The 12,608-nt window shown below is 43.5% G+C and carries 12 protein-coding genes; 1 reads left to right on the forward strand and 11 read right to left on the reverse strand.

Annotated elements, in window-relative coordinates:
• The first annotated feature begins 36 nt into the window (after positions 1-36).
• Positions 37-792, forward strand: a complete 756-nt coding sequence (locus tag AAIR98_RS08545) for a hypothetical protein (RefSeq protein ID WP_423971772.1) — start codon at positions 37-39, stop codon at positions 790-792.
• A 59-nt stretch (positions 793-851) separates the two neighbouring features.
• On the opposite strand, the gene AAIR98_RS08550 is transcribed toward AAIR98_RS08545, so the two are convergent.
• The 11 genes from AAIR98_RS08550 to AAIR98_RS08600 form a co-directional block, all read right to left on the reverse strand.
• The gene (locus tag AAIR98_RS08550; protein WP_423971773.1) at positions 852-1,412 is read right to left on the reverse strand and encodes a hypothetical protein; all 561 of its coding nucleotides are present in this window, start codon (positions 1,410-1,412) and stop codon (positions 852-854) included.
• Complete coding sequence (locus tag AAIR98_RS08555; RefSeq protein WP_423971774.1) at positions 1,409-2,503, reverse strand: hypothetical protein; 1,095 nt, start codon at positions 2,501-2,503, stop codon at positions 1,409-1,411. The genes AAIR98_RS08550 and AAIR98_RS08555 overlap by 4 nt, the downstream gene beginning before the upstream one ends.
• A 172-nt stretch (positions 2,504-2,675) precedes the next feature.
• Positions 2,676-3,353: a response regulator transcription factor gene (locus AAIR98_RS08560; protein WP_423971775.1), complete on the reverse strand. Its 678-nt coding sequence runs from the start codon at positions 3,351-3,353 to the stop codon at positions 2,676-2,678.
• Positions 3,354-3,385: 32 nt separating this feature from the next.
• The gene (locus AAIR98_RS08565) at positions 3,386-4,507 is read right to left on the reverse strand and encodes a sensor histidine kinase (RefSeq protein WP_423971776.1); all 1,122 of its coding nucleotides are present in this window, start codon (positions 4,505-4,507) and stop codon (positions 3,386-3,388) included.
• Positions 4,508-4,509: 2 nt separating this feature from the next.
• Positions 4,510-6,324, reverse strand: a complete 1,815-nt coding sequence (locus AAIR98_RS08570) for an ATP-binding protein (protein WP_423971777.1) — start codon at positions 6,322-6,324, stop codon at positions 4,510-4,512.
• A 65-nt stretch (positions 6,325-6,389) separates the two neighbouring features.
• Positions 6,390-7,361 (reverse strand): hypothetical protein, encoded by a 972-nt coding sequence (locus tag AAIR98_RS08575; RefSeq protein ID WP_423971778.1) that lies wholly within the window; start codon positions 7,359-7,361, stop codon positions 6,390-6,392.
• An 11-nt stretch (positions 7,362-7,372) separates the two neighbouring features.
• The gene (locus AAIR98_RS08580; RefSeq protein ID WP_423971779.1) at positions 7,373-7,648 is read right to left on the reverse strand and encodes a hypothetical protein; all 276 of its coding nucleotides are present in this window, start codon (positions 7,646-7,648) and stop codon (positions 7,373-7,375) included.
• A gap of 41 nt (positions 7,649-7,689) precedes the next feature.
• Positions 7,690-8,796, reverse strand: a complete 1,107-nt coding sequence (locus AAIR98_RS08585; protein WP_423971780.1) for a hypothetical protein — start codon at positions 8,794-8,796, stop codon at positions 7,690-7,692.
• Positions 8,797-10,098, reverse strand: coding sequence for a tetratricopeptide repeat protein (locus tag AAIR98_RS08590; RefSeq protein ID WP_423971781.1), 1,302 nt, complete (start codon positions 10,096-10,098; stop codon positions 8,797-8,799).
• Positions 10,099-10,116: 18 nt separating this feature from the next.
• Positions 10,117-10,995, reverse strand: a complete 879-nt coding sequence (locus AAIR98_RS08595) for a type II secretion system F family protein (protein ID WP_423971782.1) — start codon at positions 10,993-10,995, stop codon at positions 10,117-10,119.
• Between the two features lie 3 nt (positions 10,996-10,998).
• Positions 10,999-12,606, reverse strand: a complete 1,608-nt coding sequence (locus AAIR98_RS08600) for a type II secretion system F family protein (protein WP_423971783.1) — start codon at positions 12,604-12,606, stop codon at positions 10,999-11,001.
• Between the last annotated feature and the right edge of the window lie 2 nt (positions 12,607-12,608).

A 12,608-nucleotide genomic window follows, 5' to 3' on the forward strand; every position in this document is an offset into this window, starting at 1 on the left:
ATATAATAAAAATAAGATTTTATACAAAGGTGTTTTATGAAGAAAATTCTATTCCTTTTACTTATGACGGCGGCTGTGTGCGCGCATGCTGACTTTTCACCAAAGCCCGAGATTGACTTTATTTTCACAAACAAAAACTCTGAGAAATTGCAAATTGTGCCGGAATATTCAGAGCTTATTGTATGCGCCGACGCGCTGTGCGACAAAAGCGAACCTCTCGGCCATTATGGCATGCAAAAGCTTTATTGCGACCGCGACACCTGCCACGCAGTAACCTATGACTTTAAACCTTACGCTAAACTTTTTGTAATGTTTTCAGACGGAGTACAAAGAGAAAGCAATGTTTTTAAAGTGCACGAAAAAATATTTTCTAAATACACCGTTGATATAAACGGCGACGACCTTAAAATATCTTTTAAAGAATCTTCCAACACCGTAAGTGAAATGCTTAAGCTGGACACTATATTTTCAGTAGTAAGCTCTTTTATACTTGAAATTCTGGCCGCGCTGGCATTTTTAGCGGTAATGAAAAAGCCTTTCTCTATAATGAAAGCAGTAGTGATAGCTAACATTCTTACGCTGCCCGCCACATGGTTTCTGCTGCCACGCTATATAGCGCAGTCTTATATTATATGGATACTAACCTTTTTAATTGAGGTTGGGCTGATATACCTGCTTAACAAACGCCGCATTAACCTGCACGACTCTGTACTACTGGCGCTGGTAACAAATATATCAAGCTATAGTTTTGGCATGATGCTGTCATTTGTTATGGTACCGCTTTTAATGTAAAATATTTTTGAAATTAAAATGCCCCGCTCAAACTGAGCGGGGCATTTTTTTTATATTAATTATTTTCTTTTTCTTATATTAAGTTCAAAGGAGTTTGGCCTGTCTCTGTTGGAAACAAACTTTCTTACAGGCGGCAGTTGGCCGCCCGCTTCGCACAGGTAGCTGAACCCGCGGTAACAGTTTTCCCTAATACGCTGGTCTTCGCATATTTTATGTTTATTGTAGTTGCACAGTATGCCCGCGCGTACGGGGCGGGTGTGTACGGTTAAAATAATCTCGTTCCATACCTGCGTTCTTTTAACGTCCAGCTTCATGGTGCTTAAACTTAAAAAGTTTCTTGTAGCCATATTGTTAAAACCGATGTATTCAGAAACTGACTTTTCTATATCTTTAAGTAAAAAGTTTTTGTCCCAGCCGGATGCGTAGTATTCGTCCGGGTGCGCCTCCAACTGCCAGCGGCGCGCGGCATAAGTGGCGGCAATTTCCATCTTTTGCACCAGCACCAGCAGCGCGAATATTTTGGACATAAAAAGTATAAAAATTAAAAATAACGGCAGCAGCAGCACAACCTCTGTTGTGGCCTGACCGCGGCGGTTGACAACAAAATACTTTCTTATCATGGCTCTAACCTCACCTGGTATTTAGACGTGGGTTTGGGCCAGACGCAGTTGTTATTTTTGTTACCGCACTGAATAGAAACTTTTGCCCTTACGCGCGGGTTGTAGCGGGTAAGATTAATATTAAAATAGTTGTTAGGCGGCGTAAAAGGCTGCACAACATCCACACCCCTGTACATTTTTTTAAGTACAGTTCTTGAGCCCGCGTCCGGAAAAGAAAACTGGTAAACGGAATCCTCGGAATGATAGTCCGATATGACATATTGCGTCGGCGGGTCAATAGCGCCAAAGTGCCAATATTGCGTGCCAAACTGTTCAAGTTCAGCATAGTTGGCTATAAATTTTTTAAGGCGCATCTCATCCATCCTGATATTTAATCCGCTAAACGACCGCGCGCCCTCTTTACCGCATATAGACATGTTAACATCTTCACCTAAATTCATACAGTATGACTTCCTGAAAAAGCTTTGTTTCTCAGATAAATCTTTATAAACGTTATACTGCTCTTTCTGTATATCGCCAAGTACGTTATAATAAATCATGTACATTTTGAAAAACTGGCCAAACACCGTTCTGTTAACATAATATTTGTCTGATATCTCACGGTCAGTAAGAGTTAACCAGGCGTCTTCATCAAGCGTAGGGGCCTCTTTATCCCAGCCGGGGCGCATGCCCGCGGCGTACTTAATATCCCATTGCTGGTCAGTGTCTTTAGGCGCCCAAGAGCCTTCATCATCCATATTACCCGCGCCGGGGAACGCGCCGCCGCGGTAAAACCAGTCGTAAATTGTAAGAGTTTCCCCGCCGTCTTTGTGCTGGATGGGAATGTTCATCTCCCCTCTAAACAGCCTGTAAGGCATAGCGCCGTTCATATAGGCGGTAGCGTTAAGAATGGTGGCTGCGGGCTGCATCTCCACCACTACCGAGGAGTCTATGGCGAACTGTTGTTTAATTTTTTCTCTGGAGAGTTTGGCGGTCTCGTAAATAAGATAAATAATAAGCAGCACTATAGGCACAAGCATAACCGCGGGAAGCAGAAACTGCCCCCTTTTGCCGCGTAAGCCGTTAAGCATAGTGCTAAATATACCTATCATTACCCAAGCACCCCGCCTATAAGATAAAAAAACATACCCGCAAGCTTTTCGTGAAATAAGACAAAAAAGGTCAAAATTAAACTTACCACTGTGCCGAGCAACAACATAAACTCAACAGTGCTTTGACCTTTTTTATCTTTAACAAAAAACTTTTTTAACTGCATTGTAACTCCTAGCAGGTTCTGGAGTCTTCCGACGAAATAAGACCTTTTTCAATAGCCTTTACCACAGCTTCCGTCCTGCTGCTTACGCCCAGTTTATGGAACGCGCTGTTAAGGTGGTTCTTAATAGTTTTGACGCTGCAGCTAAGCTCTGTCGCCAGTTCTTTATTGCTAAGGCCTTTGCCAAGCAGGTCAATAACTTTAATTTCTGTTTTGGTAAGAAGCGCCTGCGACGGGGTGCCGTTGTCGCCCATCTTTCTAAGCCCGTGTAGCAGTTTGCCCATAAGCTGCTGGGGTATCATAAGACCTTCGCTGGTGAAGGTTTTGATAGAGTTCAAAAGTTCGGACGCGGGTAACATTTTGGACAAATAACCGTTAGCGCCCGCCTGTATGGCGTCAAGCACGTGCGCTTCGTCCTCAAAGCTGGAAAGCATGAGAACGTTAATGTCGGGGTTTTCCTCACGTATTTTACGTGTGGCTGTTATACCGTCCATTTTGGGCAGTTTAATGTCCATGAGAATCACATCCGGTTTAAGCTTTTTGGCTAACGCAACGGCTTCTTCACCGTCGGCGCCTTCACCAATAACCTCTATCCATTTTTCTCCAGTTAAAACGTCCTTAATACCCTCTCTAAAAAGGGTCTGGTCGTCCACTATAACTATTTTAACTCTCTTTTTTTTCTCAGCCATAATATTGAGCTCCGTTTGATGTATTAAATTTTTTAATGGGAAAGCGGCAGGGTAAACGAGAACGTCGCGCCCTTACCTTTGCCTTCACTTTCCGCCCAAATTTTGCCGCCATGGTTAGTAACAATATCTTTTGATATAGAAAGCCCCAGCCCTAAGCGGCCGACTTTGCCCTTTTCCCCAATTTGGGAAAAACTGTCAAAAAGCTGCGGCGCGTCCTTAGAGTCGATGCCGTCGCCATTATCCTTAACCGATACTTTAGCATTTTTTTCATCAATTTTACTGATTTTTACTTCAATCATACCGTTGTTATCAGAATGCCTTAAAGCGTTTTCCAGCAGGTTTGACACTACCTGCTTAATCCTCTTCTCGTCCGCGCTGACGGTAATGTCGCCGGCGGACTCAAACGTAACAGCAACGCCTTTAGTGCTTATGCCTTTTTCTTTAAAAACCTCGGCAATGTTGCGCACGACAGCGGTAAGGTTAAAAGGTCTTATTTCTATTCTCAGTTTGCCCCTTTCAATAGCCGCCCAGTCCACAAGGTCACGTATTAAAAATTCTATCTGGTCCACACTTTCCTGCATGAAACCAAGTTTTTTTGTCTGGTCTTCGTCTAACACAATTTTCTTTTTGAACATGTCAAAACTCATCTTAAGAGTCATGAGAGAGTTAGACAGGTCATGCGAGACGATGGAGAAAAACCTGGACTTCATGTTATCAAGCTTTTTAAGGTCCTCGTTACTTTTGGTAAGCTGCTGCAAAAGTTCTTTGTTGCTTTGTTCCAAATAAAACTTTTCTAAAGCTCTTTTAATTGTTCTTTTAAGGTAATCAAAATCCACCGGTTTAATAAGAAAGTCATACACGCTCTCCTGCATGGCGCCTATCATAGCGTTGAGAGACGCGTGCGCCGTAACCATAAGAATCTGCGTTTCAGAGTTAAAGGTTCTTATTTGTTTAATAATCTCAAGCCCCGTCACATCGGGCAGGTTGTAGTCCATTATTATAACGTTAAAAAATTCGGACGCGACAAGGTCCAAACACTCTTTGCCGTCGCCGGCTTGATACACGCTGTAGCCCTCCATCTCAAGCAGGTCAGCCAGAGTTTCCCTTAAGTTTTTGTCGTCGTCCACCACTAATACTTTTGCTTGTTTTTCCATAATTACCTTCTAAGATATATTTTAAACTTGGTGCCGCTGCCCTTTTCGCTCTCTACAAACATTTTGCCTTTATTGTTGCCCACGGCTTTTTTAACCACAGCCAGGCCCAGGCCGGTGCCCCTTGCTTTGGTGGTAAAAAACGGCGTAAATATTTTAAGCAGAGTGTCCTCACCCATGCCTACACCCTCGTCGCTTATGCAAATGCATACAACTTTTTTGCCTACTTTAGTGCCTATATTAAGCGTACCGCCGCTGGGCATAACTTCTACCGCGTTGCCTATAAGGTTGCGTAAAGCCTGCTTCATTTCCTCGGCGTCAATTTTAATAACGGCGCTTTGTTCGTCTAACAATGTTTCTACCTTAATATTTTCCGGTACAGGCTGCGTGGCAATAAGCTCCTTAACATAAGTATTAAGGTCAACTTCAGTTAAAATTTGTTTTCTGTCGCGCGCGTAACCAAGCACTTCTTCAACAATTCTGTTGGCTTGGCGGACCTCGCTGTCTATAATATTAAACTGCTTTTGCAGCTTGGGGTTTTCTTCACCCACAATAGCTTTAATAAGTTTAGAAGAATTGCTGATAACGGCAAGCGGATTTCTTATTTCATGGCTGATAATAGAAGCCAGCTCACCTATGGCGGCTAAACGTTCTTTTTTAACCAGCGCGTCTGTGGCGCGGCCCAGCGCGCGGGTGCGTTCTTCCACCTTACGCTCAAGTATGGCGTTGGTGTCGGAAAGGTTTTTTTCCGCTTTTAAAATATCTTCACGCTGCTCCTTAAGAGACTGCGACATTTTTATAAACGCGCTAAACAAATCGCCCACTTCATTGTCAGGTATTTTGTCAATTTTAGGCAGGTAATCGTACTGGCCTTTACTAAGCGCGGCGGCGGCGTCTTCCAACAACTTCATAGGCTGCACAATAGGTTTAATAGCAACTTTACTTAATAGCAGCACAAATATTATTACGCCCACAATCATACCAAGTACAATGTAAACGGATTCCGAGTTTTTGCTGATAATCCTGGTCCAGGTTTGCGAAGGCTGCTGCACATAAACTATCCAGCCTGTGGCGCTGATAACGCTGGTAGTTATAAGATGCTTTTTGCCGTCGCTAAACTTAGCCTCCACGCTGCGTTTGCCGTTCATAGATTTTAGCGCGTTTACAATATCTTCAGTTACCGGCGTGGAAGATGCTATAACATTGCCGTCCGTGGTAAAAATACCATAAAACATACCTTCCACAAAAATATCTTCTAAACTTTCCACCATTTCGGCCAGGCTGATGCGCGCTATAAGCACACCCTGTACTTTTTTATTTTCCATATAAGGAACAGAAATCACTATACTGTGCCTGCCGCCGCTTTCTGTCTTAATAACACCAATGTAATCTTCCCCTTTATTTAAAGAAAGATATTTAATAGCGTTAAGCTCGCCGTTGCGCCCTGTGGTAAGGTTAAGATTGCCTATAGCGTTCCTTATAACGCCTTTATTATCCATAAAAGCTATAGCGTTAATATCCTGCGGGTACATACCCATCATACTTTGCAGGTCACCCCTGTTAATACCGGGGTGCTTAGCATACACATAATGAAAGTTTAAAAAAGAACGCAGCAAACCGCGTTTTTTACCAAAAAAGCTTCTTACCGTATTTTCCACAGTCATGTTCATAAATGACTGTTTGTCAAAAAGTTCCGCCTTTATCATGCGGGAGTCTATAATAAACATATACGCCCCAAACACAATAACAGGTACCAGCGCTGTAATTAACAGCACCTTAACAATAGCGGTAAACAAACTTTTTGACTGGTGTCTTGACATAGTTCTTTAATATATAAGGGGGCACTAATGCCCCCTGAAAAAACAAAATATTTTATTTTGCCCGTTTAGCAGCTGCCGGGGTTAACAGCCGGGGCGCCGGGTGCGGCGCCAGGCGCAGTGGGGCTAAGAAACTCTAAGCCCTTTACCTGGCCGACAGAGCCAAAGTCAAGCACTGTTCTGCCTTCCCACAGGAAAGACGGCGAACCGCTTACCCTAAACTCTTGCGAATACTTAGCGTCCTGCTGCAACATTTTTACGCCTTCGTCCCATTTGGATGTGACATTGTTCACGGGTATGCCCGCGGCTTTTAAAGCAACATCCCATCTGGAAGAAATGTAGTTTTTATTTCTTTCCTCAAGATACTTCCATAATTTTGAAGGATAGTATTTCTGTATAATCAATTGTCTTACGTTTTCTTCCCATTCAGCCGGGCCGTGCAAACTTCTAAAATCGCCGTTGCCCATATCGGTAACAATATAGCGCAGTTTTATTTTAATATCTTTGCCTATTTTACCGGCTTTTTGCGCGTCTATAACTTTATTTTCCGCCATAGCGCCGTAAGGGCACTGTGACATGACAAAAATTTCCAGTGTGTTAGACTGTAATTTTTTGTCCATATATATACCCTTTCTTGTCTGGCGTTCAAATACTATAAAGTCACCGTGTGTTTTGATATAACCCGCTTTAATATGTTCGTTAAAAGCGGCCATGGTGGCTTCATTCTTTTTAATAAGATATAAAGGCATATAGCTCATATCAAGACCGGCATATTCAGGAGCGTCTTTAGCTAAAGCATAATCAACTTTTGTAATGTTGGCGGGCGCTTTGGCAAACATTTCAAGCCCGCGCGTAAGCGCCGGGTCTTCCATACCGGTGCCGGGTGAAACCGGGGTTTCTATAATAACCATATCAAAAGGAACCGCCGCCACTTCTTCCGTCACATTAGGCGTGGCGGACGCTGTTGTTGTTTGGGCCGTTTTAGAGCAAGCGCCAAAAACAAATACTAACGCGAGTAAAAGTAATGTTGTCTTTTTCATTTTAGTTTAACCTATTTATCTTCCAAATCCATTCTAAAGCCTTTAAGGCCTATAGCGCAAAGAAGGTTATAAACAAAGCCGCCCACCACAGCGCAAACCATAAGGATAAGCGTCCTTACCACGGCCATGGCCACGGCGGACATAATTAACCCAAAAACTGAAGTGGAGGTCTGGTTGCCGCCAAAAATATTTATGAGCCCCCATATAAGCATAACCGCAAATACCGCTATCGGTAATGCGGAGAAAAGCATTGACATAATACTTACTTTTTTAATTTCTATTCTCATAGTTAATCTCCTCAAAGCTATATCTAAATAATACAATTTTTTTATTTTTCAGGCTCAAGTACTATCATTGTTCTTGCGTTGTTTTCCGCGCTGGGCAGCTGCACGGCCCTAATTATAAATTTACCGTCGCCTACGGACGCTTCCCCTTTGTACACTTTACCCGGGGTATCCATTGCTTTGCCAATAATTTCTATTATCTGGCTTTGCTGCCCGTCAAAAATATCTAACAGGTGCAGCGGGCCGTCTTTTTTAACAGAAATTTCAAAGTTGGCAAACATAATATTGTTGTCATTATCCACCACTAAAGCTCTGGAACCTTTGGAAATAGCTACCGCAAGCAGCGCCTTCCACCAAAGCTGCTCAACGTCTTTTTTCTTTTTGGATTGTGACTCAATACCTTTAAATTCTTTTTTAACGCGACCCAAAAGCTCTGTCACAGCGGAGGCCACGTCGCCTATTTCGTCGTTACGGTTTTTAAAATTAAGTTTTAAATCTTTTAAAGAAACCGTTTCAACCGCGCCTCTTAGGTTAACTAAAGGGCTGACTATTTTTGCGTATATGAAAATATACAAAATACCGCCCATCAAAATCATAATAATAAACGTGCTGTAGGCGTATTTTACCAGCGCGTCATTAACCAATTGCTTGGCCGACACTCTGGACACTTGTATATTAACCACGCCTATAAGCTCGTTTTGCGCGGCGCGCAGCGGGAACGCCATATCATAATAATTGCCGTTGCCGTACATTACTGTTTTTACCACGCCCCTGTTAAACGCCTGCACTACGGCGCCTGTGGCAAAAATATCCTCCGCTCTGGCGTCATCATAAGTCTTTTTAATCAAACTGCCGTCGCGGTGCCAGCGGATGGAAGCGTCGCTGTTAAGGTAAATTATGCCCTGTATACGGTCGTCCGTTCTTATCCAGTTATTCATTAACTGCAGTTCGTCAAAGGTAATCAAGCCCGGCTGTGAGGCAAGGCCGTGCGCCATTACAGAAGCGCGTGAACGCACTTCCTCGGCAATTTCATTTTGAAGCTTGTGGTCAAACATAAAGTTGAACAAGTTGTAAAAGAACAGCCCCCCCATTATAATTACATATAAGGCGGTAGCGGCAAAACAGACAAACCACTTTAAGCTAAGCTTCATTTATCTTACCTCCAACATTTCCTGCACTCTTCTTAAGCCCTGTTCAGCGTCTGAGTTACCCGGGTCAAGCTGGCGGGCGGCCGTCCATTCTTTACGCGCGGTTTCGTAGTCCTCGTCGTTAAAAGCGCGGGCGCCTCTTGTGTACGCTTCCTGCGAAAGTCTTCTGTTTTCCTCAGACACTCTGGCGGAATCTACCGTGGGCAGCGGGGCCTTAAAGTCAGGCTCCTCTATAATAGGTTTAAATTCATCCGGCTCCACAGGCGTTGTATCGGGCGTCTTGGTGCCTGTTGTGGTTTTGGTGGTGGTTTTCTTAGGCGCCAATTTAGCGTTTCTGGCTTTTTTGATAGCGTTATCTAACGGCGCGGAGTCATACCCCCACTGCTTGGCGGCCTGCCAGTTGGCAATGGCGTTATCATACTTACCCGCGTAGTAATTTCTGTTGCCGGAGTCCACGTAACCTTGCGCGATTTCCGTCCTAAGCTGTGAGGCAAATTTTTGCGCTTTAGGCTCGCCGGGCTGTATTTTTAAAGCTTTGTCAAAAGCGTTGTAAGCGGCAAGATATTTGCCGTTGGCGTAATTTTCAGCGCCCTCTTTCATGGCGGCCTGCAGCTGCGTATCTTTAATCTGTTTTTCAGTCTTGGTAATTTTGTTTACCAGGCCTGTGTCAGATTTTTTTATAAGCAAAGCGCTGTACCACTGGTCCAAAGCTTTGTCGTAATCTTTAGCGGCGTAGGCTTCGTCGCCGCGGCGTTCGTGCTCAACGGCTATTTCTTTATCAATTTTGGCTATCCAGTTTCTGGCGGCGCCGTTGCTTGGCTGTATGGCTAAAATTTCTTCAAATTTTCTGTTGGCCTCAACCAGTCTGCCAAGTTCGTAAAGGCGCTGGCCCTCGGCGGTTTTGGCGGCGACAATTTCAGCCTCGCTAACCGTACCGTAGGTGCCCATGCGGTGCGCTTGCTCGGCCAAAGTACGCGCGTTTTTAAATTCCGGGTCAACCGCTAAAATTGCCTGAGCCAGTTCCTGCGCGCGCTGATAGTCGCCGCGGCGGTAAAATGTGTAGGCGTTTTCATATACCACGCCAAGAGTATAGTTTTGTATTCTTTGCTTTTCTAACTGTATGGTGGAAAGATACTGTTTTTTATCTTCCACATTGTTCATGGTGCCCAAAGAGAATCTGGTAAGGTCCAGTATCATACCGTTTTCTTTACCCCTGGTTCTAAGTCTCTCCTGGGCAAAAACGGCGGAGCTTACAAAACATACCGCTAAAACCGTGCTTACTGTTAATATTATTTTTTTATTCATAAAAACCTCAAAGTTATGTTAAAAACCTATGCCGCCGCTTGAAATAAGACTGCTGGCCATAGGCGCTAAAATTAAAATAAAAACCGTAGGAAAAATAAATAAAAATAACGGCATCAACATCTTTGTGCTTGCCTGCGCGGCCAGCTTTTCCGCTTTATTTAACCTTCTAAAACGTAAGTCTATAGAGAAATTTCTTAACAAATCTACCAAACTTGTACCCAGCTCGTCCGACTGTATAATAAGCCCCACAAACGAGCGTATTTCCTGCACGTTTGTTCTGGCGGCAAGACGCTCCAGCGCCTCGCGCCTGGAGTAGCCCAGTTTAACTTCCTGAAGCATTTTTTCAAGCTCTTCCTCTAAAACTGTTTTTTCTTTGGCTATTTTTATAATTCTGTCCGCAGCCGTCATGTAGTCCAGGCCGGACTCGATAATAAGCGCCATAAGGTCAACCGTGGTAGAAAAGTTGCCCAAAATATTGCGCTGGCGCTGTTGTATTTTAGAATTAATTAAAGCCGTGGGAATATAAAAACCCAACGGTATACATATAAATGAAAACACTATGCTTTGAAACAATAAAAATGTAATTATAGGCAACAATATGGCGCCCGCTATCTTTTGGTATAATAAATCCACCGGCAAAGGTTTCTCGGGGCTGCCAAGTAAAAGATGCTGCTGTTCAAGCGATTTTTCCAGCTTAAAAGCCTCTAAAACATACAAACATAATTTACCCCATAAAGTATTCTCTTTAATAGAGGCAAAGCTGGACGTGGCTTTAGCGCGCCTGGCCTGAATGTCCGTGACTTCCATGCCCTTTTCTTCGGGGCTGAAAATCATTATGACGGCCACGAATGTGGCAAACACGCCTATAAGTAAACAAATATTAAGAAATACTGTCATAAGTTATACCTTTATCTCCCCAATTTTGCTGATCATCTTCATACCAATCATAATCCAGATAAAGCAGAACAGCAGCAGAAAGAACCCGATACCCGTGGAATAAAAAGCAAACATTTCGTCCGGCCTGAACAGAAACATAACACCCACCATCAGCCACGGCATCAAGCTGACCACAATGGACTGTATTCTCTGCTGCGCCGTCATGGACTGAAGCTTATCTTCTAACTTACTTTCTTCTCTGATTGTTTCAACTATACGTTCAAAAATCTTTGTTAAATTACCGCCCACCTGGCGCTGTAAAATAATAGCTTTAATCATGTAGGACAACATTCTGTTTTCTATACGGTCTTCCATAGTTTCAAGCGCTGCCTCAAACGACGCGCCCAACTGGTAGTTTTTAATAACAAGGCCAAACTCGTCCGATATAGGCGGTTTCATGTCTTTAGAAACCATTTCAAAAGCCTGCACAATGTCCATACCCGCCTTAAGTGAGTTAGACAGTAAAATTAGAGAGTCCATAAGCTGCGAACTTATTTTGCTGCCTCTAAACTGCTTCATCCTCTTAAGCACAAAACCCGGCATGTTTTTACCAAGATATACGCCTACGCCCGTAACAATTAAAAACGCTATAACACCGGTAAACCCGCCCATCGCAAAGCCAAAGAGTAAACCAAAAAACGCGAAGAACAGCACCGTGCCTATAACAATATATTTAACGTTAACAGCTATAAACTGCCTGTTAAAATCTTCCGCCCAGGTGTTGGTACGCTTCATATATTTATCTATTGAAGCGCTGATTTGGTCCTCAGTCTCCATTATGTAATAAAGCGTGCCAAAAAATACCACCACGGTGCCTATCATCATTAAAATAAGAGCAAAATTATTACGTGTTCTAAGCTGGGTGTAGGAGTTAGGATCGGGGACAAGAGGCAGCGGGTCCATAAAAAACTGCCCGTAAAAGTTGTTTGCAAGCATAGCCACGGCAACGGCCGATAATCTAAACTTATCCTCGCGCTCTACTGAAGAACCCGCGAACGCTGAAACGGTAGAGTCCATTTCATTATTAATAAGCTCTAAGGTAGGTATTAAACTTCTGGCTCTGCCCTCAAAAGAATTGCTTACGCTGTAAGATGTTTTGCCCACTTTAATAGGCGTGTTAAGCTTGTCTATTGAAGACACAAACTGCGCGCGCTGCTTCATGTAAGAATCCGCCAGTTTGTCCGGCGTGGAAATATACTTAGGGTCAAACATTTGCTCGGTATTTTTTAAATACTCAATAATGTTGGCCAAGGCTATCATCCATACGTCCGCTTCATTCTGCGTTTTTTGGTCTTTTTGGTTAAACGCTACGGCGCGTTCTTCCATTTTGGGAAGCTCGGTAAGCAGCCACTGCGGCGGGGTAATGGGTTTATCCTCGCTGCCGCCGCACGCTGATGATAATGTGTAAGACTTGTTGGCGACCGGTATTTTAGGGTCTAAAAACCTGTATAAAATATATGTTCTTTCACGCGCGCAGGAAACTATGCGCTGCTCTTCACTGCTAAAAGCGGCGGCCCTGGCAAATGTGCTGAGTAAAACGGCGCATAACGTTAAGAATAATATTTTTTTCATTA

The organism is Elusimicrobium simillimum (assembly GCF_049639735.1).
Classification (GTDB): Bacteria; Elusimicrobiota; Elusimicrobia; order Elusimicrobiales; family Elusimicrobiaceae; genus Elusimicrobium; species Elusimicrobium simillimum.

Coding starts and splice junctions, on each gene's coding strand:
- AAIR98_RS08575 (WP_423971778.1), bottom strand. CDS start 7,361: ATGAAAAAGACAACATTACTTTTACTCGCGTTAGTATTTGTTTTTGGC.
- AAIR98_RS08565 (WP_423971776.1), bottom strand. CDS start 4,507: ATGGAAAAACAAGCAAAAGTATTAGTGGTGGACGACGACAAAAACTTA.
- AAIR98_RS08560 (WP_423971775.1), bottom strand. CDS start 3,353: ATGGCTGAGAAAAAAAAGAGAGTTAAAATAGTTATAGTGGACGACCAG.
- AAIR98_RS08600 (WP_423971783.1), bottom strand. CDS start 12,606: ATGAAAAAAATATTATTCTTAACGTTATGCGCCGTTTTACTCAGCACA.
- AAIR98_RS08595 (WP_423971782.1), bottom strand. CDS start 10,995: ATGACAGTATTTCTTAATATTTGTTTACTTATAGGCGTGTTTGCCACA.
- AAIR98_RS08555 (WP_423971774.1), bottom strand. CDS start 2,503: ATGATAGGTATATTTAGCACTATGCTTAACGGCTTACGCGGCAAAAGG.
- AAIR98_RS08585 (WP_423971780.1), bottom strand. CDS start 8,796: ATGAAGCTTAGCTTAAAGTGGTTTGTCTGTTTTGCCGCTACCGCCTTA.
- AAIR98_RS08590 (WP_423971781.1), bottom strand. CDS start 10,098: ATGAATAAAAAAATAATATTAACAGTAAGCACGGTTTTAGCGGTATGT.
- AAIR98_RS08550 (WP_423971773.1), bottom strand. CDS start 1,412: ATGATAAGAAAGTATTTTGTTGTCAACCGCCGCGGTCAGGCCACAACA.
- AAIR98_RS08580 (WP_423971779.1), bottom strand. CDS start 7,648: ATGAGAATAGAAATTAAAAAAGTAAGTATTATGTCAATGCTTTTCTCC.
- AAIR98_RS08570 (WP_423971777.1), bottom strand. CDS start 6,324: ATGTCAAGACACCAGTCAAAAAGTTTGTTTACCGCTATTGTTAAGGTG.
- AAIR98_RS08545 (WP_423971772.1), top strand. CDS start 37: ATGAAGAAAATTCTATTCCTTTTACTTATGACGGCGGCTGTGTGCGCG.